The following is a 25,518-nucleotide window of genomic DNA, read 5'->3' as shown; positions in this document are numbered from 1 at the left end:
TGGACTACATGAATGCCGCTGTGAGCACTCCAGCACTCAAGGAGTGGAGCGCGGTGGTGCACGCGCTGCTGGCCGGCCGGCAGTCGGTCCTGTTGCGCAAGGGCGGTATCGGCGAGAAGCGCTTCGCGGTGGCGGCCGATGATTTCCTGTTGTTCCCGACGGTTGCACACAGCCATGCCGAGCGGGTGCGGCCGCAACATCGGGTCCTGCTGGCCGCGGCCGCCGCGGACTGCGACGACGACCGGGTGCTGATCCGGTCGGCGGCCAAAGTGGTTGCGGCAGTGCCGGTCACCCGCCCCGAGGGGCTGGCCGCCATCGAGGATCTGCACATCTGGACCACCGAGTCGGTGCGGGCCGATCGGCTGGATTTTCGGCCGAAGCATCGGCTGGCCGCGCTGGTCGTACAGGCGGCCCCGCTGGTGGAGCCGGTGTGGGTGACCCGCACCCCGGAATACGCCGGCTGCACCAGCTGGGTGCAGGTACCGATCACCGCGGCGCGGTCCGCACCGGTGTTTGACGACCGAACCCTGGCGCAGGTGGCCGACCGGGTCCGCGACGCGGTGGGTTAGCGCTCGACGGGAAGCAGCAACCGTGACTCGCCGAACGCCACCGTGTGCACCGCGGGCCGCATCCGGGTGCCGCTGATCGGGGCTTCGCCGGTGCCCAGGTTCACCGCGTACCGGGGGTGGTTTCCGCCGCCTATCACCACCCGGATCCGGGAGCCCGCGGCGAAACGCCTTGCGACGGCGTCCAATTCGATGCGCACCGGGCCGGTGTGCCGGTGCAGTCGCCGATAACCCTCGGTCACATTCACTGAGCGGCCGCGCGGGTTGACCTCGCTGACCCGGACGAACACATCGACGTCGTCGTTGTCGGCACTGTGCTCCAACTCCACGACCGGGACGCCGCACACGTCCAGGTCACGGGTCAGTGCCGCGCTGGTGAAGTTGAGCATGTCGTCACGGCGAGCCAGCATGCTGTCGTTGCGGTAGCCGCCGGCCGCGGACAGCAGCCGGCCTCCGATCGTGGGCGGCGGGTCGGTGGGGTCGAACCGGAACGTGGCAGATGCCGGGGCGGGCGCGATCTGTGAGAGCGCGCCCCCGGGCTGCAGATACCACGCGTCAACGGCGTCGGCCGGTGCCCAGTCCGGCCGGTCCTGCCAACCCCGGCCGGCGGAGTAGATCCGCACCCTGCTCGGCCGCGGCACCGTTTCCACACCGGCCAGATGAGTGTCCAGCCACTGCAATGACTCCGAGGTGACCCGGCTCAGGCCGGACGTCAGCATCTGGGTGTGGGTCCACGGCCCGATGGTCATCGCCACCTCGACGTCTCGGTCTCGCAACGCCCGGTACTGGTCCAGGGTCTGATCCAGGAACAGGTCCTGCCAGCCGCCCAGCAGCAGCACCGGCACCTCGGAGCGCTTCAACGCTTCGGGGTGGCGCAGCGCATTCCAGAACGGGTCGTCGGCCTCGGGGTGTTCGACCCACGACTCGTACCACGGCGAACCGGTGCCCAGCAGTGCCCGCCCGGCCGCACCCAGGGGCCGCCGGGCCGCCGCGCGGCCCACCCTGCGCTGGGCGGTGAGCTGGTGCAGGCCGGCTCGCAGCCGCGGGCGATCTTCCTGGTGGGCCATCAGATGACTCCAGCCCAGGAAGTCGTTGAGTGCGAACGAGCCCACACCCCAGGTCGACTGGTGCAGATCGTGCGGCCCGACGGTGATGACGGCGGCCGCCAGCTCCGGTGGCGGATCAGCCAGCAGCGCCCATTGGGTGAATCCCAAGTAGGACAGCCCGATGGTGCCGAACGAGCCGGTGAACCAGGGCTGGGTGCGCATCCAGGCCACCGTGTCGGCGCCGTCGGCGGCCTCGTTGACCATCGGCTCGAACTCGCCGCCCGAGCCGAACGTGCCGCGAACGCTCTGCAGGATCACCCGGTAGCCGCGTGCGGCGTACATCCGGCCGAAGACCAGTGCGAACGGGAAACCCCGCCCGTACGGGCAGCGGACCAGCAGGGTGCCCCGGATGTCACCGGTCGGCTGGTAGTGGTCGGCAAGCAGGACCACGTCGTCGCGCATCGGGATGCGTTCCCGGCGCACGGTGTAGCCGGTGGTGGGTGGCGGAAGCTGCCGCAGTACCCGGTTCAGGATTACATCGGTGCGGCGCGGGCTGCTCACCGTTGATCAGTACTTGTAGTACGGCGCCAGCTGGTTGGCGCGCATCAAGTTCTCGGACTGGCAGTCCACGTCGGGGTTGGAGTACACCGGGGAGTAGTACAACGCCTGCTGGATCAGCCCGTAGCTGGTCTTGAACGCCACCATGCACGAGACCCACCAGCGGTTGTTCCACTCGGTGGGCTTCATCACCCAGAACTGCGCCGCACGATGTCCCCCGATGTTCGTCTCGATGGCGTCGGCCGGGATGCTCTCGTCGTAGCTGCGCCAGATAAACGTCTCGACGGCCATCTGATAGTTGCCGGCGTCGTACTCGCAGCGCACACCCTCGACGGGCTTGGGCGGGGTGTAGGCCAGCCCCAGCTGGGCGACGACGTCGAAGGGGATGTCCTCGCAGGCGTCGAACGGGCGCGGATTGGTGAGTTTGACCGGGTCGCTGGAGGTGGGCGGCGGCGCCAGCGGCAGGGCGGTGGAACGCAGTTGCACGCCGTGCGGGCCCATCTCATGGGACACACCGCCGAGCGGGGATTGCTGGCCGACCATGACGACAGCCAGGATCAGCGCACTGAAAGCGGTGATCAGGCGCAGTTTGGTGAGCATGCCACTCCTCTTGGTCCCGCTGGACATCTGCCGGGAGTGTACAAGTAGTGGTGGCGGCCACTGCCCGGAAGGTGAGAACACGTTCCAGTTTTTCGCCACCCGTTAGGCTCGAACCTCGTGACCACCGTTGAGCCGACGCCGTCGCACGGTCCGACGCTGTGGGCGATCTCCGACCTGCACACCGGCCACATGGGCAACAAGCCGGTCACCGAGTCCCTGCATCCGGCGACCGGCGACGACTGGCTGATCGTCGCCGGGGACGTCGCCGAACGCACCGATGAGATCCGCTGGGCACTGGATCTGCTGCGCAAACGCTTCGCCAAGGTGATCTGGGTTCCCGGCAACCACGAGCTGTGGACCACCACCAAGGACCCGATGCAGATCTTCGGGCGCTCGCGGTACGACTACCTGGTCGACATGTGTGACCAGATGGGCGTCATCACCCCCGAGCACCCCTTCCCGGTCTGGACGGAGGAGGGCGGACCGGCCACCATCGCGCCGCTGTTCCTGCTGTACGACTACACGTTCCTGCCCGCCGGGACCACCAGCAAGGCCGAGGGGCTGGCCGTCGCGCGGGAGAGCAATGTGGTGTGCACCGACGAGTTCCTGCTGTCGCCCGAGCCGTACGGCACCCGGGACGTCTGGTGCCGCGATCGGGTGGCCGCCACCCGCAAACGGCTCGACGACCTGGACTGGATGACGCCGACGGTGCTGGTCAACCACTTCCCGATGGTGCGCCAGCCCTGCGATGCGCTGTTCTATCCGGAGTTCTCGCTGTGGTGCGGCACCACCGAGACCGCCGACTGGCACACCCGCTACAACGCGACCTGCTCGGTCTACGGTCACCTGCACATCCCGCGCACCACCTACTACGACGGGGTGCGCTTCGAAGAGGTGTCGGTGGGCTATCCGCGGGAGTGGCAGCGCCGCAAGCCGCACCGGTGGCTGCGCCAGATCCTGCCCGACCCGCAGTACCCGCCGGGCTACCTCAATGAGTTCGGTGGCCACTTCGCCATCACCGAGGAGATGCTGGCGGCTCGAGCCAAATTCGCCGAGCGGCTGCGGCAACGGCAGTCCCCATGAGCGGGCTGTTGGACACCGTGCTGACGCCGGCATCGGGGCATGCGCTGGCGTGGGCCGAACGCTACGACGATCCGCCCGGGCTGGCTCCGCTGCCCGAGGAGGAGCCGCTGGTGGCGCGGTCGGTCGCCAAGCGCCGCAACGAATTCGTCACGGCGCGCTACTGCGCCCGGCTGGCACTCGAACAGATCGGCCAGCCGCCGGTGCCGATTCTCAAGGGGGAGAAGGGCGAACCCTGCTGGCCCGACGGCGTGGTGGGCAGCCTGACGCACTGCGCGGGCTTCCGCGGCGCGGTCGTGGGTCGCAGCGCGCAAGTGCGATCGGTGGGTATCGACGCCGAGCCGCATGACACGCTGCCCGACGGCGTCCTCAACGCGGTCAGCCTGCCCGTCGAACGGTCCGAGCTCTCGACGCTGCCAACGGAGCAGCACTGGGACCGGATCCTGTTCTGCGCCAAGGAAGCCACCTACAAGGCGTGGTTTCCGCTGACCAGGCGATGGTTGGGCTTCGAGGACGCCCACATCACCTTCGATCCCGGCGGGGGATTCGTCTCCCGCATCCTGATCGACCCGGCCGCGCTGTCGGGGCCGCCGCTGAGCGAGCTGCACGGGCGGTGGTCGGTGACGGGCGGGCTGGTGCTGACGGCGATCGTGCTGTGAGTGCACCTGAACCGGGCCTGGTGATCGTCGACAAGCCGGCCGGAATGACCAGCCACGACGTGGTGGGACGCTGCCGCAGATTCTTCGGTACTCGCAAGGTAGGTCACGCCGGAACCCTGGACCCGATGGCCACGGGCGTGCTGGTGATCGGCATCGAACGCGCCACCAAGATCCTCGGCCTGCTCACCACGTCGTCCAAGTCGTATGCCGCCACGATCCGGCTGGGTCAGACCACCACCACCGAGGACGCCGAAGGCGAAGTGCTGCAGATGATTTCCGCCGCGCACCTCACCGGTGCCGAGATCGAGTCCGGTATCGCACCGCTGCGCGGCGACATCGATCAGGTGCCCTCGGCGGTCAGCGCGATCAAGGTCGCCGGCAAGCGGGCCTACCAGATGGTGCGGGACGGCCAGACCGTGGAGCTGCCTGCCCGCCCGGTGCGAATCGAGCGATTCGAGGTGCGCGACGTGCGTCGCGCGGGCGATTTCGTTGATCTGGACGTCGAAGTCGACTGCTCGGCGGGCACCTATATTCGGGCGCTGGCCCGCGACCTCGGCGCGGCGCTGGGAGTCGGCGGGCATCTGATCGCGTTGCGGCGCACCCGCTCCGGGCGCTTCGGCCTGGATCAGGCGCGCACGCTCGAGGAGCTGGGGGAGAGCGCACAACTGAGCTACAGCCTGGATGACGCCTGCCTGCAGACCTTTGCGCGCCGGGACCTGGACGCCGCCGAGGCCCTCGATGTCAGTCACGGCCGGCCGCTGACACCCGCGGGAATCGACGGGATCTACGCGGCAACCGACGGCGGCGGGCGGGTGATCGCCCTGCTGGAAGACTCCGGAAAGCGCACGAAGTCGGTGGTCGTCATCCGGCCGGCGACGCTGTGAGCAGCAGAGGCATCTTTATGCCTGCCTTTGACGCTAAGATGTCATCATGCGCACCACGATCCGGATGGACGACGATCTCTACCGGGAGGTGAAGGCGCTGGCGGCCCGTTCGGGCCGGACGGTCGCCGCGGTCCTCGAAGACGCCGTGCGCCGGGGTCTGCGCCCGGACGTCGCGCAACCACCCCAGCCCTATGTGGTGACCCCGTTGGGCCGGGGAGGGCTTCGGCCCGGTGTGGACCTGTCTTCCAACGCCGCCGTCGCCGAGGCGATGGACGAACCCGGATCGATCGATGCGTTGCGTTGACGTCAACGTCCTGGTTTACGCACACCGCTGGGATCTGCCCGAGCACGACGACTACCGCGGTCTGCTCGAACGACTTGCCAACGACGACGAGCCGCTTGGACTGCCGGACCTGGTGCTCAGCGGGTTCGTGCGAGTGATGACCAACCGCAGGGTGTTCGCCGAACCGGCGAATCTGGCCGACACGACTGCCGCCGTCGACGAATTGCTGGCCGCCCGCAGCACCATGAGGCTGCGGGCCGGGGAACGGCACTGGACCTCGTTCCGCCAACTCGCCACTGAGATCGACGCCCGCGGAAACGACGTCGCCGACGCCTATCTGGCCGCCTACGCGGTCGAGAACAATGCGACCTGGCTGAGCGCCGATCGCGGGTTCGCCCGGTTCGACCGGCTGCGCTGGCGGCATCCGCTCGAACTCTGACTCCGCGGCGCCGGCGACGTCGTCGGGGGTGGTCGACGGCTCAGGTGTACAGCGTCTCGAAGCGCTTGATCGAACCCTCGATGTCGCCCTTGACCGCGCGGGCGGCGGTCGCCCCGATCGGCCCGAACAGTGCCCGACCACCCATGTCGAGCCGCAGTGTGAAGCGGGATCCGCCACCGGCCGGCGCGATCGCCAGTGACAGACCGTATTTGGTGCCGCCCACGCCGTCGCCGGTGAGCTCCAGCAGCCTGGGCGCCTCGAGCTTGCGGACCGTCCAGGTGACGCGGTTGCGCATACCTTTGGCGCCCGCCACCCCGACCAGGGTGGTGCCGACGGCGAGTTCGGCCGGGATCTCACAGCGCCAGCCCTGGTGCAGGGAGAGCCAGTCGCCCAGTTCGGCCAGGTTCGACGCGTGCGCCCAGGCGTCGTCGGGCGACAGCGAAAGGTCGCGGGACAACTCAAGTTTTGCCATCGGGTGATTACACCACCCAGATCGCCTGGGCCGCAGGACTTCCCAAGTCAATGGTGGTCTGTTCGCCCGCGGGTGCCCCGGGTGACTCCAGGGCCACCGAGATGATCCCGGCGAACTCCCGGCGGGTCAGCACCCGCAGCCGGGCGTCCAGGCTGATGCCCACTTGGGCGAAGTAGCGCAGCATCTCGGGGTCGTGGTCGGAGATCCGGGCCACCGTGCCGGACTCGCCGTCGGTGCACGCCCATAACTGGCGCGCCGGGGGCGTCGGCACCTGACCGTCGTCGGCCGGGATCGGGTCGCCGTGCGGGTCGCGTTGCGGAAACCCCAGCTTGGCGTCGATGCGTGCGATCAGCTGGTCGGACACCGCGTGCTCGAGCACCTCGGCCTCGTCGTGCACCTCGTCCCAGCCGTAACCGAGCTCGCACACCAGGAACGTCTCGATCAGCCGGTGCCGGCGCACCATCGCCAGCGCCGCCCGCCGTCCGTCCTCGGTAAGGCTCACCGCGCCGTACTTCTCGTGATCCACCAGGCCGGCGTCGGCGAGCTTGCGGATCGACTCCGAGGCGGTACTGGCTGACACGCCGATCTTCTCCGCCAGCATCTTGGTGCTGACTTTGTCCGGTGACCACTCCTGGGCGGTCCAGATGACTTTCAGATAGTCCTGGGCGACGGTGGTCAGCCCATCCGACTGCTCCCAAGGGCTCACGGCCAACAGTTTAGGCTTGCGGTTGTGCAGCGGTGGCGGGGGCAGGATGAGATCCCCACAGACTGGGGCAGGTGCGTGCTCACCATCGGGGTGTTCGACGGTGTGCATCGCGGCCATGCCGAATTGATCTCGCGTGCGGTGAAGACCGGGAAGGCACGCGGCGTACCGACCGTGCTGATGACGTTCGATCCGCACCCGATGGAAGTCGTCTATCCCGGCAACCACCCGGCGCAGCTCACCACGCTGGCGCGCCGCGCCGAGCTGGTCGAGCAGTACGGTGTGGACGTCTTCCTGGTGATCCCGTTCACCCCGGACTTCATGAAGCTCACCCCGGACCGCTACGTCCACGAGCTGCTGGTCGAGCACCTGCACGTCGTCGAAGTGGTGGTGGGGGAGAACTTCACGTTCGGCCGCAAGGCCGCGGGCAACGTCGAGACGCTGCGCCGCGCCGGTGAGCAGTTCGGTTTCGGCGTGGAATCGGTGTCGCTGGTGGCCGAGAACACCGACTCGGACGCCGCCTCCGCGGTCACCTTCTCCTCCACCTACATCCGGTCCTGCGTGGACGCCGGTGACGTGGCCGCGGCCACCGAGGCCCTGGGCCGGCCGCACCGGGTCGAGGGGCTGGTGGTGCGCGGTGACGGCCGGGGGCGCAATCTGGGTTTCCCGACCGCCAACGTGGCGCCGTCGGCGTATGCGGCCATTCCGGCGGACGGCGTGTATGCCGCCTGGTTCACCGTGTTGGGGCACGGCCAGGTCCCCGGGACCGTCGTCGCAGGTCAGCGTTGTCGGGCCGCGGTGTCGGTGGGCACCAACCCGACGTTCTCCGGGCGGGCCCGCACCGTGGAGGCGTTCGTCATCGATGAGACCGCCGACCTGTACGGCCAGCGCGTCGCCGTCGACTTCGTCAGTCGGATCCGCAGCCAGGAGAAGTTCGACTCGGTCGAGGACCTGATAGCGGTGATGAACACCGACGTGGAGAAGACCCGCGGCCTGCTCTGCTAGACTCGCCGCTCGGTGCGCTGCAGTCCGCGGTGGCCACCGTCATTTCATTCGCGGGACCTATTGATGGAGATTCGTCGTGGCACTGACTGCCGAGCAGAAAAAAGAGATCCTGGGCAGCTACGGACTGCACGAGACCGACACCGGCTCGCCCGAAGCGCAGATCGCCCTGCTCACCAAGCGGATCGTCGACCTGACCGAGCACCTCAAGACCCACAAGCACGACCACCACTCGCGTCGCGGTCTGCTGCTGCTGGTCGGTCGTCGGCGTCGTCTGCTCAAGTACCTGACCCAGGTCGATGTGGCGCGTTACCGCTCGCTGATCGAGCGCCTGGGTCTGCGTCGCTGACCACGAACGGGCCGGTGCACGCCGGCTCCATGTAGAGTGAGACCGTTCCGGGCCGTCCAGGTCCGGACATCGGTGTGGCTCGCGCAGTCCGTGCGCGCCGCTCCGGCACGTCACAACGGGACACGTTCCTGCGATCAGCGGAAGAACTTGCGTCGGGCGGTCTTCGGTAGTGGCAGCCGGGTCTGGATATGCGTCCAGCGATCCGGCCGCTTCGATCGACGACCGTAGCCGCATCCTCGTTCTTGCCGATCAGCAAAGCTGACGCTGCGAAACAGCAGAACGAATCAGAGAGGCCGCACGAGCGTCCATGTCTGCAACTGAAATTGAAGAAGGCGTATTCGAAACCACCGCTGTCCTCGACAACGGCAACTTCGGCAAGCGCACCATCCGCTTCGAGACCGGCCGGCTGGCCCAGCAGGCCGCCGGGTCCGTCGTCGCCTACCTGGACGACGAGACCATGCTGCTGTCGGCGACCACCGCCAGCAAGGCTCCCAAGGAGCACTTCGACTTCTTCCCGCTGACCGTCGACGTCGAGGAGCGGATGTATGCGGCCGGTCGCATCCCCGGCTCGTTCTTCCGCCGCGAGGGCCGGCCGTCCACCGACGCGATCCTGACCTGTCGCCTCACCGACCGTCCGCTGCGCCCGTCGTTCGTCGACGGCCTGCGCAACGAGATCCAGGTCGTGGTGACCGTGCTGAGCCTGAACCCCAACGACCTGTACGACGTGGTGGCGATCAACGCCGCGTCGGCGTCCACCCAGCTGGCCGGTCTGCCGTTCTCCGGCCCGGTCGGTGCGGCGCGGGTCGCCCTGATCGACGGCACCTGGGTGGCGTTCCCCACCGTCGAGCAGCTCGAGCGCGCGACGTTCGACATGGTGCTGGCCGGACGTGCACTCGAAGATGGTGACGTCGCGGTCATGATGGTCGAGGCCGAGGCCACCGAGAAGGTCATCGAGCTCATCGAGGCCGGTGGGACCGCGCCGACCGAGACCGTGGTGGCCGAGGGCCTGGAGGCGGCCAAGCCGTTCATCGCCGCGCTGTGCAAGGCCCAGCAGGAGCTGGCCGACGCGGCGGCCCGCCCGACCGCCGAGTACCCGCTGTTCCCCGCCTACGGCGAGGACGTCTACTACGCGGTCGCCTCGGTCGCCACCGACGAGCTGTCCAAGGCGCTGACCATCGCCGGCAAGGCCGAGCGTGACGAGCGCACCGACGAGCTCAAGGGTGAGGTGGTCGCACGACTGGCCGAGACCTACGAGGGCCGTGAGAAGGAGATCAGCGCGGCCTACCGGAGCCTGACGAAAAAGCTTGTGCGTCAGCGCATCCTGACCGACCACTTCCGCATCGACGGTCGCGGCATCACCGACATCCGGGCGCTGAGCGCCGAGGTCGCCGTGGTGCCCCGGGCGCACGGCAGCGCGCTGTTCGAGCGTGGCGAGACCCAGATCATGGGCGTGACCACGCTGGACATGATGAAGATGGCGCAGCAGATCGACTCGCTGGGGCCGGAGAAGTCCAAGCGCTACATGCACCACTACAACTTCCCGCCGTACTCCACCGGTGAGACCGGTCGGGTCGGTTCGCCCAAGCGCCGCGAGATCGGCCACGGTGCCTTGGCCGAGCGGGCCCTGGTCCCGGTGCTGCCCAGCGTCGAGGAGTTCCCCTACGCCATCCGGCAGGTGTCGGAAGCCCTGGGCTCCAACGGCTCCACGTCGATGGGTTCGGTCTGTGCGTCCACGCTGGCGTTGCTCAACGCCGGTGTGCCGCTGAAGGCTCCGGTCGCCGGTATCGCGATGGGCCTGGTCTCCGACGAGGTGGAAGTGGACGGCAAGACCGAGCGCCGGTTCGTCGCGCTCACCGACATCCTGGGGGCCGAGGATGCGTTCGGCGACATGGACTTCAAGGTCGCCGGCACCAAGGACTTCGTCACCGCGCTGCAGCTCGACACCAAGCTCGACGGGATTCCCTCGCAGGTGCTCGCGGGTGCGCTGGCGCAGGCCAAGGACGCCCGGATGACCATTCTCGAGGTGATGGCCGAGGCCATCGACGCCCCCGACGAGATGAGCCCGTACGCGCCGCGGGTCACCACCATCAAGGTTCCGGTGGACAAGATCGGCGAGGTGATCGGGCCCAAGGGCAAGATGATCAACTCGATCACCGAGGAGACCGGCGCCCAGATCTCCATCGAGGACGACGGCACCGTGTTCGTCGGCGCCACCGACGGCCCGTCCGCGCAGGCCGCGATCGACAAGATCAACGCGATCGCCAACCCGCAGCTGCCCAAGATCGGTGAGCGGTTCCTGGGCACCGTGGTCAAGACCACCGACTTCGGCGCCTTCGTGTCGCTGCTGCCGGGCCGCGACGGTTTGGTGCACATCTCCAAGCTCGGCAAGGGCAAGCGGGTCGCGAAGGTCGAAGACGTGGTCAAGGTCGGCGACAAGCTGCGCGTGGAGATCGCCGACATCGACAACCGCGGCAAGATCTCGCTGGTGCCCGTGGAGGATTCAGCGGACGCCGCTGAGCCTGCCGATGCCGCGACCGCCGAGGGCTGACCTGCGCCGCACCACCCTGGCGGGCGGACTGCGGGTGGTCACCGAGTACCTCCCCGCGGTTCGTTCCGCGTCGGTGGGTGTCTGGGTGGGCGTCGGGTCCCGTGACGAGGGCGCGACGGTGGCCGGGGCGGCGCACTTCCTGGAGCATCTGCTGTTCAAGGCCACCCCGACCCGCACCGCGGCCGGGATAGCCCAGGCGGTGGATGCCGTCGGGGGCGAGCTCAACGCCTTCACCGGCAAGGAGCACACCTGCTACTACGCGCACGTGCTCGACACCGACCTGGAGCTGGCCGTGGCACTGGTCAGCGACGTGGTGCTCAACGGGTGCTGCGCGGCCGAGGACGTCGACCTCGAGCGGGACGTGGTGCTCGAAGAACTCGCGATGCGCGACGACGACCCCGAGGACGCCCTCGGCGATGTGTTCTTGTCGACGTTGTTCGGTGACCATCCGATCGGACGGCCGGTGATCGGCAACGTCGAGTCGGTGTCGACGATGACCCGCGCCCAGCTGCGGTCGTTCCACCAGCGCCGCTACACGCCCGAACGCATGGTGGTGGCGGTGGCCGGCAACATCGACCACGACACCGTCGTGGCGCTGGTGCGAGAACACTTCGGGCATCGCCTGATTCGCGGCGAGAAGCCCGCCGAGCCGCGGCGCGGGACGTCCCGGGTTCCGGGAGTGCCCGGCCTGAGCGTGGTCAACCGGGACGCCGATCAGACGCACATGTCGCTGGGCGTGCGCGCGCCGGGCCGGTACTGGCCGCATCGCCAGGCGCTGGCGGTGCTCAACACCGCACTGGGCGGGGGACTGAGTTCCCGGCTGTTCCAACAGGTTCGGGAATCCCGCGGCCTGGCGTACTCGATCTACTCGTCGGTGGACACCTTCGCCGACGCCGGCGCGCTGTCGGTTTACACCGCATGCCAGCCGGATCGGTTCGGCGAGGTGGTCTCGGTGACCGCCGACGTGCTGGAGTCGGTGGCCCGCGACGGCATCACAGCCGACGAGTGCCGAATCGCCAAGGGCTCGCTGCGCGGCGGTCTGGTGCTCGGCCTGGAGGATTCCGGTTCGCGGATGAACCGGCTGGGCCGCGGTGAGCTGAACTACGGCCGGCATCGGCCCATCGCCCGCACGCTCAAGGAGCTCAACGCGGTCACCCTCGACGAGGTCAATGCGGTGGCCCGCCAACTGCTGAGCAAGCCCTACGGCGTCGCGGTGCTCGGTCCCTACCGGTCGAAAGGATCACTGCCCCGGAGGCTGCGGGCACTGGCTGGTTGATGGCAGGCTAGAGCGATGGCTTTCAGCTTCTCCGAACTCGCGCTCCCGCTGGTCGGTGCGCCGATGGCAGGCGGGCCCAGCACGCCGGCACTGGCTGCGGCGGTGTCGCAGGCCGGCGGCCTGGGATTCGTCGCCGGTGGCTACCGCACCCCGCAGCAGCTCGCCGATCAGATCACCGCGGCGCGGGCGGCGACCTCCGGTCCGATCGGGGCCAATCTGTTTGTGCCGCAACCCAGCGATGCCGACATGGTGGCGCTCGACGACTACGCCGACCTGCTGGCGTCATTGGCCGACCACTACGGCGTAGAACTCGGCCGGCCGCGCTTCGGTGACGACGACTGCTGGCCGGAGAAACTGGAGGTGATCGCCGATCTGCGGCCCACGGTGGTCTCGTTCACCTTCGGGGCACCGCCGCCGGAGGACCTGGATCTGTTGCGCGGCCTGCGCATCCTGACCGTGGTCACGGTGACCTCGGCCTATGAGGCCGGGATTGCGGTGGCGCACGGTGCCCAGGCATTGGCGGTTCAGGGCCCGGAGGCGGGCGGACATCGCGGGACCTTCGCTCCCGACACCCAGCCCGGAACTCAGAGTCTCGCCGCGTTGCTGGCCGAGATACGCCATGCGCACCCCGACCTGCCCCTGGTGGCGGCGGGGGGTCTGGGCACCGCGGACAATGTGGCCGGTGTCCTGGGCGCCGGCGCGGTGGCCGCCCAGGTGGGCACCGCACTGCTGCTGGCTGATGAGGCGGGCACCAATCCGACGCACCGGGCGGCGCTGACCAACCCGGAGTTCACCAACACGACCGTGACGTGTGCGTTCTCCGGGCGGTACGCCCGCAGCCTGGAGAACGATTTCACCAAGACCTTCGAGAATGTGGCGCCGGTGGGATACCCGGAGATCCATCACATGACCTCGCCCATCCGGGCGGCGGCGGTGGCGATGGACGACCCGCACGGCACCAGTCTGTGGGCCGGAACCGCCTACCGGACGATCCGCACGGGGCCGGCCGCCGAGATCATCACCGGCTTGACGCCCCTATGATCACCGCATGACTGACGCAGCAGCGCCTTCGGCCACCGGAACCGTGCAGATCAACGCTGCTCCGGACGTGGTGTACCGGCTGATCACCGACTTGTCCGTCCTCGCCGACTGTGCTGAGGAGAACGTCGGAATGGATTGGCGCACCGGCGATTCCGCTCGCCCCGGCGCGGTCTTCGTCGGTCACAACCGCCATGGCGGACGGCGGTGGAGCACCACGTGCACCGTCACCGACGCCGACCCCGGCAAGGTATTCGCCTTCGACGTGCGCTCCGCGGTGATCCCGGTGGCCCGCTGGGAGTACCGGATAACCTCGAATCCCGGTGGGCAGGGCGGCTGCCAGGTCACCGAGAGCATGTGGGACCGCCGGCCCCGTTGGTTCGTCGGCATCGCCGGGCTGGTCACGGGCGTCAAGGACCGGCCGACGGTCAACACCGAGCACATCCGGATCACGCTGGAGCGCGTGAAGCAACGTGCGGAAAACGGCGGCTAGCGCGAGCGTGAACCTCCGATGGGCGCGCGGTCTCATGGGCGTCGCCGTACTGGCGTCCGCGTCGATCGGGTGCACGACGACCGTACCCGGGCATCCGGTGGGTGCCGGGTCGATACCGGGTGACACGAGAGCCGCGCTCTCCGCAGAGGGGTTGCTGCTGCCCGATGGCAGCCGGACGCCGCTGGGGCAAGCCCAGGCGACTGAGGTTGGTGGGACGTACTTCACCCGGGCCGAGCCGGTGAAGTGTTCAGCGGCTGTCCTGTTCAAGGGTTCGCCACTGCCGCCGGAGGGCGCGACCGACGACGCCGAGTCGGCGTTTCTGATCAAGGGCACGGTTGCGCTGTACGCCGAATCGGTCAAGGTTTACGACCGACCGTTGGCCGTGGCCGACGTGGTGCGCGCTGCGCTGAGCGCGGTGACCGCCTGCGACGGTGCCGCACACGGAATCAGCCCCAGCGGCGGTCGTGGTGAGCCGATGCAGCTGAGTCGGGTGGTCGTTCCGTCTGACGGTGTGCTGGTGTGGAGTCTGGTGCGCAGCGGTTGGAGCTGCGGGTACGGATTGGCGGTCATTCCGGCGGCGGTCTTGATGACTTCGCTGTGCGATCGCGATCCCGGGTTCGACATGGCCGACTGGGCGACCACCCGGCGTAGCCAGATCCAGCGTCTGTCCGTGTAGCTCGGGCCCGGGGCAAGCTCCAGCGCTGGAGGAAATTAATTCATCAGTGTAGGAATCCGCTAGGCTGTCGGCATTGTGAGTGCACCAACGAAAACCCGGGCGAGCCATCTTGGGCCAGAGCGGCGTCGGCCGATGGTGTTGGATGCGGCGCTGGACGTCGCCGTGCAGCACGGCGTCAACGCGGTCACCGTCGGTGCGGTCGCCGAGCGCCTCGGTGTGACCCGCCCGGTGGTGTACGCGTGCTTCGCGGACCGGATCGAGCTGATCGAGGCCCTGCTGGAGCGTGAACACATCCGGTTGCTGACCGATGTGCTGGCTGCCCTGCATCGCACCGGCGGCGACGACCCGCAGGCGGCTTTCGCCGACGGCTACCGGGCCCTGCTGCTGGCGGCCGAGGGGCGTCCCGCCGCCTGGCAGCTGATCTTTGCCGCCGCGCCGGATGCGGCGGTCGCCGACCGGTTCCACCGGGCCCGGGGCGCGCTGGCCGCCGAGTCCGCACGGTGGATCCGGCCGGCGATGACGCGTTGGTGGGGCACCGCCGATCTGGACCGCAAACTGCCGGTGCTCATCGAGTTGTTCGTGTCGTCATGCGAGGCCGCGGTTCGGTCGCTGCTGGACCCGCAACTGGATTGGACCGCCGATCAGTTGGCGGACCTCTACGGTCGGGTGATCGCCGAGTCATTGCGGCTTGCGTAACCCAGTCGATATACTTTTACTCACGTTCTGTCGAGTATGAAGACAAATCATCCATAAATGTAAATCTTGGCAGGGGGTTTGACATGCTGAAAGTCGACGACACCGCGGCCGGTCCACACGACGCCTCGATCGACCACGAACGCATCGTTCTGCAGGCCCGGGACGTCAACTTCGACTGGTCGGACCTCCCGGTGCACTACGTCCCGGGTGAAGTGTTCGCCACGCATTTCTGCAACGTGCTGCACCTGCTGTTGCCCGCCGGCGAAGAGTTCTTCGTCGAGGTGTTCAAGCAGGCGCTGCCACTGATCAAGGACGACCAGCTGCGCCTGGACGTCCAGGGCTTCATCGGGCAGGAGGCCACTCACTCCCAGGCGCATGCCGGCGTCGTCGAACAACTGGCCGCCCGCGGCGTGGACATGGCGCCCTACACCGATCAGATCAAGTGGCTGTTCGCCCAGTTGCTCGGCGACCGGCCGAAGTGGAGCAAGCGCCGACAGCAGCGCTGGCTGCTGGAGCGGGTGGCGCTGGTCGCCGCCGTCGAGCACTACACCGCGATCCTGGGCGAGTGGGTTCTCGACAGCCCCGCACTGGACGCCACCGGTGCGCACCCGGCGATGCTGGACATGCTGCGCTGGCACGGCGCCGAGGAGGTCGAGCACAAAGCCGTCGCGTTCGACGTGATGAAGCACCTGCAGGCCGGTTACCTGCGGCAGGTCCGCACCCAGCTGGCCGTCACGCCGCTGATGCTGTGGTTGTGGGTGCGCGGGCTGCGGTTCATGTACAAGGTGGACCCGGAATTGCCGCCGGGCGTCAAACCCCGCTGGAGGGACTGGTTCGCGGTGTCGCGGCGCGGACTGGTGCCGGCGCCGTTCGAGTTCCTTCCCGCGATCGCGTCCTACTACCGGCCCGGTTTTCACCCGGCGCAACTCGGCGGCGTGGAGAAGGCAGTCAACTATCTCGCCGTCTCACCCGCAGCCCGCGCCACGCACTGACACTTGAGGAGCGCACTAGATGACCACCCTGACCGCATCCGACGGCGTGAGCCTTGCCGTCCATGCCTACACCGACCTGGATCCGCGCCGGCCGACCATCATGGCCATTCACGGCTACCCGGACAACCACCACGTCTGGGACGGGGTGGCCGAGCATCTGGTCGGCCAGGGGCGCTACAACGTGGTCGCCTACGACGTGCGCGGCGCGGGTGAGTCGTCGGCGCCGGCCGACCGCTCGGGATACCGCTTCCCCCAGCTGATCTCCGACGTCGGCGCCGTGATCGAGCAGCTGGGCGTGGATCAGGTTCACCTGTTGGGCCACGACTGGGGCTCCATCCAGGGCTGGGCGGCGGTGACCGACCCGGTCGTGTCGGCCAAAATCGCGTCCTACACCTCGGTTTCGGGACCGCACCTCGATTACGCCGGCAAGTTCCTTCGGTCGGCGCGCAACCTGCGCGGCGCGGTCGACGTCATCCGGCAGTTCCTGGAGTCGACCTACATCTGGCTGTTCTTGACCCCGCGGTTACCGGAGCTCATCTTCCGGTCCGGTTTAGGTGCCAGAGTCATTGGCGCGCTTGACCGCATCGGTCGGTCCGGCGGCCCGCAGCGCGAAGTTCCCCGCGGCGAGAACGACTACGTCAACGGGCTGAACCTGTATCGCGCCAACATGCCCAAGCCGCTGCTCATGCCGGCGTCACCGTTGCCGGTCACCGAGGTACCCGTGCAGGTGCTCGCACCGCGCTGGGACGTGTTCGTCAGTCCCGCTGTGCAGCGGTTCGGCGGCTCGATCCCCGCCCACCACCGGGTGCTCGACATCGACGGTGGCCACTGGGTGGTGACCGATCGGCCCGAGGTCATCGCCCGGCACACCGCGGAGTGGGTCGAGCTGACTGTCGCCCGCGGTGTGGCCTGATATGCCGCAACCGATCTGGGGTTCCCGGCCGCGCGACCTGTATGGCCGGCGCAAGCACGACAGATTCTTCAATCTGCTCTGGGGTGCGGTGACGGTCTTCGGCGGTGTCGCTGCGCTGTCGAGGTGGAAGCCGTCGCGCGTGGTGCCGGTGCCGCGGTCCATCGCCGCCGTCGTCACCAAGCGGGAGATGCTGACTCCCGATGTGGTCGCGCTGACGATCGCCGACCCGGATGGGGGACTGCTGCCGTCGTGGACGCCGGGCGGTCACATCGACGTGCAGCTGGCGTCGGGCCGTCGCCGGCAGTACTCGCTGTGCGGAGTGCCGGGGCGCCGCACCGAATACCGCATCGCGGTGCGCCGACTCGACGATGGTGGTGGCGGTTCGGTCGAGATGCACGAGTCCTACGCGGTGGGCGACACGCTGACCTTCGAGGGCCCGCGTAATGCCTTCCATCTGGGCACCGACGAATCTGAGGTGCTGTTCGTCATCGGCGGCATTGGGGTGACCCCGATCCTGCCGATGCTGCGGGAAGCCGATCAGCGCGGAATCAATTGGCGCGCAGTCTATGCCGGCCGCAGCCGTGCCGACATGCCGTTGCTCGACGAGGTGCTCGCGGTCGATCCCGAGCGGGTCACGGTGTGGGCCGACGACGAGCAGGGGCGCTTCGCCGGGGCCGAGGAACTGCTGGCCGGAGCCGGCCCCGGAACCGCGGTGTACGTCTGCGGGCCGTCGGCAATGCTCGAGGCGGTGTGCGCCACCCGCGACGAACATGCGGACGCCCCACTGCACTACGAGCGATTCAGTCCTCCGCCGGTGGTCGACGGTGTGCCGTTCGAGTTGGAGCTGGCCCGGTCGGGGCGCCTGCTGCTGATACCCGCGGATCGGTCGGCGCTGGATGTGATGCTCGACGCCGACCCGACCACGGCGTGCTCGTGCCGCCAGGGCTTCTGCGGCACCTGCAAGGTGAAGGTGGTCTCCGGTGACGTCGACCGGCGTGGTCGCACCGCCGAGGGTGGCGACGAGATGCTCGTCTGCGTCTCGCGGGCCAACGGCGGCCGGATCGTCATCGACGCTTGAACATCACAGCCTGAGGACCGGCGATAGACTGCCCGGATGTCTTCTGTGGCGCAGGTCCATCGCGCGAGTCTGCCGGCCAGGATCATCTACGCCGTGTTCGCGGCGCTGATGCCGCGCTGGGTGCGGTGGAACAACCGTCGTGGAGGTCCGGACGGCAGGGCCGGCGTCTTGACGAAGCTGGGCCGGCGCACCAACACCATCGCTCGCCTGCAGCGGGTGCGGCCGCATCTTGGGGTCCACTTCACCCGCGAGTCCGCCGGAGGTGTTCCCGTCGAGATCGTTCGCCGCACGGACGCTCCGTTGAGCGACGGCGTCATCCTCTACTTCCACGGTGGCGGATTCTTCACCGGTGGCCTGGACACCCACCTGCACGTGGTGGTCAAGCTGGCGCGACGCACCGGGCTGCCGGTGGTGCACGTCGACTACCGGCAGTTCCCGGAGGTGACCGTCGACGGCTCGGTGGCCGACTGCGTCGGCGCCTACCGCTGGCTGCTGGACCAGGGTGCCGTCCCGGCCAGAACGGTGATCGCCGGCGATTCCGCGGGCGGCTTCCTCACGTTCGCCACCGCGCTGCGAGCCCAGCAGGAGGGGATGCCGGCCCCGGCGGGGGTGATCGGGATCTCGGCGTGGCTGGAGCTCGACGGCGAGGCCCGCAGCACCCACCCGAACCAGGGCAGCGACGCGTTCGGCATCGCCGACGCGCTGCCGGACCTCGTCGACCAGGTGTGCCCGTCACCCGAGATGCGTCGCGAGCTCGCGCCGATCAACGGACCGCTGGCCACCATGCCGCCGGCGCTGCTCATCGCCGCCGAGTCGGAGATCCTGCGATGCGACAACGAACGGCTGCACGCCGCGCTGCTGGCGCACGGGCGGCCCAGCCGCCTTGAGCTGTGGGCCAGTCAGTTGCATGCGTTCCCGGCGTTGTTTCCGTTCCTGCCGGAGAGCCGGGCCGCCTTCGCGCTGATGACCCGCTTCGTCGCCGAGTGCCTGGCGGACGCAGACCGTCCCGACCAGAGCCGCCGGGAAGTGTCGTAAGTAGGGTGGCAGCCATGCGGGTAGCAGTGCTGGGCGCCAAGGGCAAAGTCGGAGCCACCATGGTGGCGGCGGTGCGCGACGCCGATGACCTGACGTTGTCCGCCGAGGTCGACGCCGGTGACGCGCTGAGTCTGCTGACCGACGGCGGCACCGAGGTGGTGATCGACTTCACCCACCCCGACGTCGTGATGGACAACCTGAAGTTCCTGATCGACAACGGGATTCACGCGGTGGTGGGCACCACGGGTTTCACCGCCGAACGGATCGAGCAGGTCCGCTCGTGGCTGGCCGCCAAACCCGATGCGGCGGTGCTGATCGCCCCCAACTTCGCCATCGGTGCGGTGCTGTCGATGCACTTCGCGGTGCAGGCTGCCAAGTACTTCGAATCGGTTGAGGTCATCGAGCTGCACCACCCGCAGAAGGCCGACGCGCCGTCGGGCACCGCCTCTCGCACCGCTGCGCTGATCGCCGCCGCGCGAAAAGGCCTGCCGCCCAACCCCGATGCCACCAGCACCGGTTTGCCGGGAGCTCGCGGCGCCGACGTGGACGGTGTTCCGGTGCACTCGGTGCGGTTGGCCGGGCTGGTCGCGCACCAGGAGGTGCTGTTCGGCACCATGGGGGAGACGCTGACCATCCGGCACGACAGCATCGACCGGACGTCGTTCGTGCCCGGGGTGCTGCTGGCGGTGCGCCGGGTCGCCCAGTTCCCGGGGCTGACGATCGGTATCGAACCCCTGCTCGACCTGAAGTAGGCGCGGTGAAGCTTTCGGCGCCCACGCGGATGAAACTGCTCCTCGCGTTCATGTGCCTGGCGCTGCTGATGTACCTGGTGTTCCTGGGCCGCATCGCGGTGCTGCTGATCGGCTCCGGTTCACTGTCGGCGATCGGGCTGGGCGCGGCGCTGCTGATCATGCCGTTCATCGGGCTGTGGGCGATGGTCGCCACGCTGCGCGACGGCTTCGTTCATCAGCGGCTGTCGCGGCTGATCGCCGCCGACGGGATGGAACTGGACGGCAGCGCGCTGCCGCGCCGGCCGTCCGGGCGTATCGAGCGCGACGCCGCCGACGCGCTGTTCCACACGGTTCAGGATGAGCTCGATGCCGACCCGGACAACTGGCAGCGCTGGTACCGGCTGGCTCGCGCCTATGAGTTCGCCGGGGACCGGCGCCGCGCGCGGGAGGCGATGAAGACCGCCGTGCGGTTGCAGGAGAGCCGATGAGCAAGACGCTGCTGGTGGTGCACCACACGCCGTCACCGCACTGCCAGGCCATGTTGGAGGCGGTGTTGTCGGGGGCGAGCGATCCCGACATCGAGGGCGTGGAGGTGGTGCGCCGGCCGGCGTTGAGCGTGTCGGTCTCGGACATGCTGGCCGCCGACGGCTACCTGTTGGGCAGCCCGGCCAACCTGGGGTACATCTCCGGTGCCCTCAAGCATGCCTTCGATGTGTGCTATTACCCGATCCTGGACGCGACCCGGGGGCGGCCGTTCGGCTTGTTCCTGCACGGCAATGAGGGCACCGAGGGCGCTCAGCGGGCGGTGGATTCGATCACCACCGGGCTGGGCTGGGTGAAAGCCGCTGACTACGTGGTGGTGTCGGGCAGCCCCGGCAAGGTCGAGTTGCAGGCGTGCTGGGAGCTCGGTGCGACGGTGGCCGCGCAGCTGATGGACTGAGCGCCGCTACGGGTCGATATGGGTTTCCGGCATGTAGAACGAGTGCAGCGGATAATCCCGGCCGGGGCCCATCGAGTGGCAGTCCTGTTGCATCGGTGGCGATTTCGGCGGCTCGTAGTAATAGAACACGCAACGCTGCCAGCTGCCGTCGGGCTGAATCGGGCCGTCGCACTTCTGGGCCGTGGAGAAGAACAGCAGCGGGTTGTCCGCACACCCGGCTCGGGCCGGAGGGGCCGAGGCGATCAGCCAGCCGGACAGGACTGTCGCCGCTCCCAACACGGCGCCTAGAACCCCGGCGTAATAGCGCTTCACGGCCCGTCCCCTTCCCGTCTCGGCTGACTATGCCGGATGCCGCCGCGGTTTGCTACGGGTTTGCACCCAGTACCCATCGTGAGGCGATAGGCTGCGATGCCGTGACGCAAGCTAACGACACCCAGACCACTGACCTGCTGGCGCGCACCCTGGAATCGGTGCGCGCAGCCTACGAGAACATCGCGGAGCTGGCCCAGCAGAAGGACGGCATCCATGCCGTGGCGAACACCGCCAAGGGCACCGCGCTGATCCATGACCTGCGCAAGGAACTCGACCAGCTCAACAAGATCCTGCCCTTCAAGAGCTGACCGGGTATCAAGGCGGGCCGTTGAGGGCCCGTTCGGCCGCTATCTGTGCCGCGCGGTTCTGAGCTCGGGTGCGGGTGCGGGTCGGCATCATCACGCTGCGGCACGCCGTTGGTGCCAGTGGTGTTCGTGGTGGTGGTGGTGGTGCGCCTGTGGGTAGGCAGAGCGTGGGGAAGAGCAGTTTGCTGTCCGGCGCGGTGGTGTAGGTGTGGCCGGTGGGGCTGGTCCATTCGATGCTGCCATCGGGGTGCTGGATATCGCGCCAGCCCTTGTCGCCGGTCCAAAAAGTCTTCAGCAAGTGATGTTTTCGACTGCGTGAAGTACGCTATACCGCATGGATGCCGCTGTCTACCTCCGAATCTCCGCCGACCGGGCCGGGCAGAAACTCGGCGTGGCCCGCCAACGCGCCGACTGCGAGAAGCTGTGCGCCGAGAAGGGCTGGACGGCGGTGGAGTTCTGCGACAACGATGTGTCGGCGGCATCCGGCAAGCGGCGACCGGCCTACGAGAAGATGTTGGACGCCATCCGCGAGGGCGCTATCGGCGCGGTAGTCGCCTGGGACTTGGACCGCCTGCACCGCCGCCCCATCGAGCTGGAGAAGTTCATGGCGCTGGCCGACGAGCACCGACTGGCCCTCGCAACTGCGTCCGGTGATGTCGACTTGTCCAATCCGCAGGGGCGCCTGATTGCGCGATTGAAGGGCAACGTCGCCGCGCACGAAATCGAGCAGATGCGGGTGCGGATGCGGGCGGCCGGCCGTCAGCGCGCCGAATCGGGTAAGCCGCGATGGCGACGGGCGTTCGGCTACACCGCCGACACCTACGAGCTGGACCCGCAGACCGCGCCGCTGGTGGCTCAGGCCTACGCGGCGGTGCTGGCCGGCGCATCGCTCGGCGACATCGCCCGGTTGTTCAACGAGGCCGGCTGCCACGGCCTGACCGGGAGGCCCTGGACCGCCTCGACGGTCAGCCTGTTCCTACGGGCGCCCCGCAATGCTGGTCTGCGGACTTACGACGGCGAAATCATCGGCACAGGCACCTGGCCCCCACTGGTCGACGAGGACACCTGGCGGGCGGCGCAGGCGGTGATGGGCGCACCGGGACGCCAGCCCGGTCGCAAGTCCGTACGCAAGCACCTGCTGACCCGAATGCTGTGGTGCGGCAAGTGTGGCCACCACCTGGGCGGCGTTCACACTGTCGGGCGCCAGCTCGCATACGCCTGCAAGAACCCGGCCTGTCGCGGCGTGTCGATTCGCCGCGACCATGTGGAGCCGATGGTCTACGAACTCATCATCGGCACGTTGGCCGCGCCTGATGCCGTCGACCTACTCAAGAGTGAGCGGCACGACACCGCTGAAGCCGAAGCGCTGCGGATCGAACGCGCCACGCTGCTGTCCCGCCTCGATGAGATCGCCGACGAACGCGCCGATGGCCTGCTGACCGGCGCCCAGGCCCGCCGGGCGACCGAGCGCATCACCGAGAAGTTGAAGGCCCTCGAGGCACGTCAGGCCGACCAGGAACGGCTACGAGTGTTCGACGGAATCCCGCTCGGCACAACGGAGGTCGCCGCTGCGGTCGAGAAGCTGTCACCGGACCGCCTACGCGCAATCATGGATGTGCTGATGACGGTCACGGTGATGCCAGTCGGCAAGGGCGGCAAGGAATTTAAGCCGGAACGGGTAAAGGTGGCATGGAAGTAGCGCATCGGGACTCGCTCCGCTCGACTCGCCGTCGCTTTGAAGCATCAGGAAACAACTTGACTTCCCTGCTAACGTTGTGAGTGGCACGCGGAGTTAGCCGAGTGCCATACGCGGACGACCAGCGGTTAATCGGTTGGCGTGGCCGACGGGTCACATACGGAGACGGCCACGGTTAACGGCCGGTGAATGCAATAACGCTGACGGGCGTATTCACCGAAGGTCGTCTCAAAATGCCTGTATCTGGCGATGTTTCACGTCACCGCGCGCAAGTAGCGCGCCGCTCACAGTCCTATCCTGCTAACCATCCGCGCGTGGTCGAGGCCAAGCGCGACCTGATCGAAGCGAATGCTCGGCGGTACATCAAAGACGTACTGGCCCAGCGCCCACCGCTCACCGATGAACAGCGCACGCGTCTGGCCGAATTGCTGCGGCCGGTCCGCAAGGGCGGTGCCCGATGACCGCCCCGCCGCCGGAAGGGCCGCCGGAAAAAGAAGAACCGGCCCCCCGCCCAGGAGACCGGCCCTCACAACACCTCACCACTGTTGACCAGCTTACCCGGATGAAGCGCCGCCGTGCTGCGTCGCAACGCCTGGCGATCTTGCCGTGCGGCTGCTCGGACCCGTGGACACACCGCCCAGCCCCCGGTGGCTACGCCGAGGCCGCGCAGCACTTGGCCGCGTGCGGGCTGCTCGCCGCACCGCCCGCCACCATCGCCGAGCTTCGTGAGATGTGGCGCAACACCGAAACCCGCGAGCTGGCCGGCGCAATCGCGGCCGGGTGGGGGGTCACCGCAGATGGGTAGCAACGACATCACGCGTGGCCGGGAGCTGGCCAACAGCGGGAAGTACCTGCCAAGTCCACTCACTGACGCACACAAGGTATTTCGACGGTGGCTCGGCGACGATTACGACACCGACGCGCTAGATGCGGTGCTTGCAACCGCTGCTGTCGAACGCCTCGATGGTGACCCGCTGTGGTTGCTGCTGGTCTCGGGGTCTGGCAACGCGAAAACCGAGACCGTACAGGCGCTTGACGGCATCGGAGCTGTCGTTACCAGCACCATCTCATCGGCCGGTGCATTGCTGTCGGCGACGGGCCGCAAGGACCGCGCAAAGGACGCTACAGGCGGCCTACTTCGCAAGATCGGATCGCGTGGCGTCCTAGTAATCAAGGACGTGACCAGCATCCTGTCGATGTCCGGCGAGGCCCGCAACGAAGTGCTCGCGGCAAAGCGCGAGGTCTACGACGGACGGTGGTCACGAAACGTGGGTTCCGACGGCGGTATGACGCTGGAATGGGCCGGCCGCATCGCCGTTATCGGAGCCGTGACGACCGCATGGGACAAGGCGCACGCGGTCATTGCGGCTATGGGTGACCGGTTCGTACTGATCCGCATGGACTCGACCAAGGGTCGCCAAGCTGCGGGCCGCAAGGCCATCGGCAACACGGGCAGCGAAGTTCAGATGCGCGCCGAGTTGGCTGAGGCTGCTGCCGCCGTCATTGCCGGAATGTCAGCCGCACCGGTGCAGCTCACTGCGACTGAGACCGACGTGCTGCTGTCGGCTGCGGATTTGGTGACGCTATCGCGCACCGGAGTTGAGTACGACTATCGGGGCGATGTGATCGACGCTCACGCCCCGGAGATGCCCACCCGTTTCGCTAAGCAGCTCGCCCAGGTGGTCCGTGGCGGTGTCGCCATCGGGGTCAATCGCAACGCTGCGTTGCGGCTGGCGATCCGATGCGCCCGCGACAGCATGCCGCCGCTGCGGTTGGCGATCATCGACGACATCGCTCGGCACCCGAACAGCCCGACCGCCGACGTACGCAAGCGTCTGGGCAAGCCCCGCGCCACCGTCGACCGGCAGTTACAGGCCTTGCACATGCTCGGCGTTCTCCAGTGCGATGAGCATGAAGTTCAGCACGCGGGACGAGACGCAACGCGCTGGTATTACCGCCTGGCCAACAATATCGACCCCGGAGCGCTCGACCCCAATTCAGTGCCAGATTTTGACGTACGTACCCCTTACCCCCAAGAAGAAGGGCCGGAAGATGGGCCGGAAACCGGCTCTGTAGGTATGGGTGCCGCTATTTGAGTGTGGTCACCTGAGTTGGCCCCAGTTGGGTCGGTTTTCTTCACGAATTTTG

General features: G+C 68.1%; 32 protein-coding genes. 26 read left to right on the top strand and 6 right to left on the bottom strand.

Annotated features, from left to right (window positions below; genetic code table 11):
- Window positions 1-8: 8 nt before the first annotated feature.
- Window positions 9-569 (top strand): DUF1802 family protein, encoded by a 561-nt coding sequence (locus tag K6T84_RS21050; RefSeq protein WP_225400278.1) that lies wholly within the window; start codon window positions 9-11, stop codon window positions 567-569.
- On the opposite strand, the gene K6T84_RS21045 is transcribed toward K6T84_RS21050, so the two are convergent.
- The gene (locus K6T84_RS21045; RefSeq protein ID WP_225400277.1) at window positions 566-2,173 is read right to left on the bottom strand and encodes a CocE/NonD family hydrolase; all 1,608 of its coding nucleotides are present in this window, start codon (window positions 2,171-2,173) and stop codon (window positions 566-568) included. The two genes, K6T84_RS21050 and K6T84_RS21045, sit on opposite strands and share 4 nt — an antisense overlap.
- Window positions 2,174-2,179: 6 nt before the next feature.
- The gene (locus K6T84_RS21040) at window positions 2,180-2,770 is read right to left on the bottom strand and encodes a DUF3558 domain-containing protein (RefSeq protein WP_225402030.1); all 591 of its coding nucleotides are present in this window, start codon (window positions 2,768-2,770) and stop codon (window positions 2,180-2,182) included.
- A gap of 117 nt (window positions 2,771-2,887) precedes the next feature.
- Between K6T84_RS21040 and pptH the strand changes: the two genes are divergently transcribed.
- The 5 genes from pptH to K6T84_RS21015 are packed head-to-tail and all read left to right on the top strand — an operon-like array spanning window position 2,888 to window position 6,115.
- Entirely contained in the window at window positions 2,888-3,853 is a 966-nt protein-coding gene (pptH, locus tag K6T84_RS21035) for an ACP phosphodiesterase PptH (protein ID WP_225400276.1), read from the top strand.
- Window positions 3,850-4,509 carry a 4'-phosphopantetheinyl transferase PptT gene (gene pptT / locus K6T84_RS21030; RefSeq protein WP_224861118.1) on the top strand — a complete coding sequence of 220 codons (660 nt, stop codon included), beginning with the start codon at window positions 3,850-3,852 and terminating at the stop codon, window positions 4,507-4,509. Before pptH ends, pptT begins: the two co-directional genes overlap by 4 nt.
- Complete coding sequence (gene truB, locus K6T84_RS21025; RefSeq protein ID WP_224861116.1) at window positions 4,506-5,393, top strand: tRNA pseudouridine(55) synthase TruB; 888 nt, start codon at window positions 4,506-4,508, stop codon at window positions 5,391-5,393. The genes pptT and truB overlap by 4 nt, the downstream gene beginning before the upstream one ends.
- 46 nt (window positions 5,394-5,439) lie before the next feature.
- Entirely contained in the window at window positions 5,440-5,697 is a 258-nt protein-coding gene (locus tag K6T84_RS21020; protein WP_224861114.1) for a ribbon-helix-helix domain-containing protein, read from the top strand.
- The gene (locus K6T84_RS21015) at window positions 5,684-6,115 is read left to right on the top strand and encodes a type II toxin-antitoxin system VapC family toxin (RefSeq protein ID WP_225400275.1); all 432 of its coding nucleotides are present in this window, start codon (window positions 5,684-5,686) and stop codon (window positions 6,113-6,115) included. Before K6T84_RS21020 ends, K6T84_RS21015 begins: the two co-directional genes overlap by 14 nt.
- Window positions 6,116-6,155: 40 nt before the next feature.
- Here K6T84_RS21015 and K6T84_RS21010 read toward each other — a convergent pair whose 3' ends face one another.
- Both K6T84_RS21010 and mntR read right to left on the bottom strand, forming a co-directional pair.
- Window positions 6,156-6,587, bottom strand: coding sequence for a type II toxin-antitoxin system Rv0910 family toxin (locus K6T84_RS21010; RefSeq protein ID WP_224861111.1), 432 nt, complete (start codon window positions 6,585-6,587; stop codon window positions 6,156-6,158).
- Window positions 6,588-6,594: 7 nt separating this feature from the next.
- Window positions 6,595-7,293 (bottom strand): manganese-binding transcriptional regulator MntR, encoded by a 699-nt coding sequence (mntR, locus tag K6T84_RS21005; protein WP_225400274.1) that lies wholly within the window; start codon window positions 7,291-7,293, stop codon window positions 6,595-6,597.
- A gap of 24 nt (window positions 7,294-7,317) precedes the next feature.
- Between mntR and K6T84_RS21000 the strand changes: the two genes are divergently transcribed.
- From K6T84_RS21000 to K6T84_RS20930, 15 genes are all read left to right on the top strand, one after another.
- Window positions 7,318-8,295, top strand: coding sequence for a bifunctional riboflavin kinase/FAD synthetase (locus K6T84_RS21000; protein WP_224861107.1), 978 nt, complete (start codon window positions 7,318-7,320; stop codon window positions 8,293-8,295).
- 76 nt (window positions 8,296-8,371) lie between these two features.
- Window positions 8,372-8,641, top strand: coding sequence for a 30S ribosomal protein S15 (rpsO, locus tag K6T84_RS20995; protein ID WP_224861104.1), 270 nt, complete (start codon window positions 8,372-8,374; stop codon window positions 8,639-8,641).
- Window positions 8,642-8,948: 307 nt separating this feature from the next.
- A complete protein-coding gene (locus tag K6T84_RS20990) occupies window positions 8,949-11,189 on the top strand; it encodes a polyribonucleotide nucleotidyltransferase (RefSeq protein ID WP_224861102.1) in 2,241 nt (746 codons plus the stop codon).
- A complete protein-coding gene (locus K6T84_RS20985; protein WP_224861100.1) occupies window positions 11,167-12,465 on the top strand; it encodes a M16 family metallopeptidase in 1,299 nt (432 codons plus the stop codon). Before K6T84_RS20990 ends, K6T84_RS20985 begins: the two co-directional genes overlap by 23 nt.
- Before the next feature lie 15 nt (window positions 12,466-12,480).
- A complete protein-coding gene (locus K6T84_RS20980; protein WP_224861098.1) occupies window positions 12,481-13,506 on the top strand; it encodes a nitronate monooxygenase in 1,026 nt (341 codons plus the stop codon).
- A gap of 7 nt (window positions 13,507-13,513) precedes the next feature.
- Window positions 13,514-13,996, top strand: a complete 483-nt coding sequence (locus K6T84_RS20975; protein WP_224861096.1) for an SRPBCC family protein — start codon at window positions 13,514-13,516, stop codon at window positions 13,994-13,996.
- Window positions 13,997-14,030: 34 nt separating this feature from the next.
- Entirely contained in the window at window positions 14,031-14,672 is a 642-nt protein-coding gene (locus K6T84_RS20970; RefSeq protein ID WP_224861094.1) for a hypothetical protein, read from the top strand.
- Between the two features lie 132 nt (window positions 14,673-14,804).
- A complete protein-coding gene (locus tag K6T84_RS20965; protein WP_224861092.1) occupies window positions 14,805-15,368 on the top strand; it encodes a TetR/AcrR family transcriptional regulator in 564 nt (187 codons plus the stop codon).
- An 83-nt stretch (window positions 15,369-15,451) separates the two neighbouring features.
- Window positions 15,452-16,360, top strand: coding sequence for a metal-dependent hydrolase (locus K6T84_RS20960; protein ID WP_224861090.1), 909 nt, complete (start codon window positions 15,452-15,454; stop codon window positions 16,358-16,360).
- Window positions 16,361-16,379: 19 nt separating this feature from the next.
- Window positions 16,380-17,273: an alpha/beta fold hydrolase gene (locus K6T84_RS20955; protein WP_225400273.1), complete on the top strand. Its 894-nt coding sequence runs from the start codon at window positions 16,380-16,382 to the stop codon at window positions 17,271-17,273.
- A gap of 1 nt (window position 17,274) precedes the next feature.
- Entirely contained in the window at window positions 17,275-18,351 is a 1,077-nt protein-coding gene (locus K6T84_RS20950) for a PDR/VanB family oxidoreductase (RefSeq protein WP_224861086.1), read from the top strand.
- A 36-nt stretch (window positions 18,352-18,387) separates the two neighbouring features.
- A complete protein-coding gene (locus K6T84_RS20945; RefSeq protein WP_224861085.1) occupies window positions 18,388-19,386 on the top strand; it encodes an alpha/beta hydrolase in 999 nt (332 codons plus the stop codon).
- 14 nt (window positions 19,387-19,400) lie between these two features.
- Window positions 19,401-20,138, top strand: coding sequence for a 4-hydroxy-tetrahydrodipicolinate reductase (gene dapB / locus K6T84_RS20940; RefSeq protein WP_225400272.1), 738 nt, complete (start codon window positions 19,401-19,403; stop codon window positions 20,136-20,138).
- A 29-nt stretch (window positions 20,139-20,167) separates the two neighbouring features.
- Window positions 20,168-20,605, top strand: a complete 438-nt coding sequence (locus K6T84_RS20935) for a tetratricopeptide repeat protein (protein WP_225402029.1) — start codon at window positions 20,168-20,170, stop codon at window positions 20,603-20,605.
- Window positions 20,602-21,057 (top strand): flavodoxin family protein, encoded by a 456-nt coding sequence (locus tag K6T84_RS20930; RefSeq protein WP_225400271.1) that lies wholly within the window; start codon window positions 20,602-20,604, stop codon window positions 21,055-21,057. Before K6T84_RS20935 ends, K6T84_RS20930 begins: the two co-directional genes overlap by 4 nt.
- A gap of 6 nt (window positions 21,058-21,063) precedes the next feature.
- Here the strand turns inward: K6T84_RS20930 and K6T84_RS20925 are convergent, their stop codons facing one another.
- Window positions 21,064-21,369: a CDGP domain-containing protein gene (locus K6T84_RS20925; protein ID WP_224861077.1), complete on the bottom strand. Its 306-nt coding sequence runs from the start codon at window positions 21,367-21,369 to the stop codon at window positions 21,064-21,066.
- A 101-nt stretch (window positions 21,370-21,470) separates the two neighbouring features.
- On the opposite strand from K6T84_RS20925, the gene K6T84_RS20920 reads away from it, so the two are divergent.
- Window positions 21,471-21,677 (top strand): hypothetical protein, encoded by a 207-nt coding sequence (locus tag K6T84_RS20920; RefSeq protein ID WP_224861075.1) that lies wholly within the window; start codon window positions 21,471-21,473, stop codon window positions 21,675-21,677.
- Between the two features lie 7 nt (window positions 21,678-21,684).
- Here K6T84_RS20920 and K6T84_RS20915 read toward each other — a convergent pair whose 3' ends face one another.
- On the bottom strand, window positions 21,685-21,972 hold the full coding sequence (locus tag K6T84_RS20915) for a hypothetical protein (protein ID WP_408066157.1): 288 nt from the start codon (window positions 21,970-21,972) through the stop codon (window positions 21,685-21,687).
- 36 nt (window positions 21,973-22,008) lie between these two features.
- Here K6T84_RS20915 and K6T84_RS20910 point away from each other — a divergent pair, with 36 nt between their 5' ends.
- The 4 genes from K6T84_RS20910 to K6T84_RS20895 all read left to right on the top strand — a co-directional run bounded on the left by K6T84_RS20910 (window position 22,009) and on the right by K6T84_RS20895 (window position 25,466).
- The gene (locus K6T84_RS20910) at window positions 22,009-23,373 is read left to right on the top strand and encodes a recombinase family protein (RefSeq protein WP_225400270.1); all 1,365 of its coding nucleotides are present in this window, start codon (window positions 22,009-22,011) and stop codon (window positions 23,371-23,373) included.
- A 311-nt stretch (window positions 23,374-23,684) separates the two neighbouring features.
- Window positions 23,685-23,831: a hypothetical protein gene (locus tag K6T84_RS20905; RefSeq protein WP_329786820.1), complete on the top strand. Its 147-nt coding sequence runs from the start codon at window positions 23,685-23,687 to the stop codon at window positions 23,829-23,831.
- A 101-nt stretch (window positions 23,832-23,932) separates the two neighbouring features.
- Window positions 23,933-24,175 (top strand): hypothetical protein, encoded by a 243-nt coding sequence (locus K6T84_RS20900; RefSeq protein WP_162112696.1) that lies wholly within the window; start codon window positions 23,933-23,935, stop codon window positions 24,173-24,175.
- Window positions 24,168-25,466, top strand: a complete 1,299-nt coding sequence (locus tag K6T84_RS20895; protein ID WP_225400268.1) for an ArsR family transcriptional regulator — start codon at window positions 24,168-24,170, stop codon at window positions 25,464-25,466. The genes K6T84_RS20900 and K6T84_RS20895 overlap by 8 nt, the downstream gene beginning before the upstream one ends.
- Window positions 25,467-25,518: the final 52 nt, after the last annotated feature.

Source organism: Mycobacterium zoologicum, from assembly GCF_020181635.2.
Lineage (GTDB): Bacteria > Actinomycetota > Actinomycetes > Mycobacteriales > Mycobacteriaceae > Mycobacterium > Mycobacterium zoologicum.
Note: the sequence above shows the minus strand (reverse complement) of the source record. Positions and strands in the feature narration are given on the sequence as shown.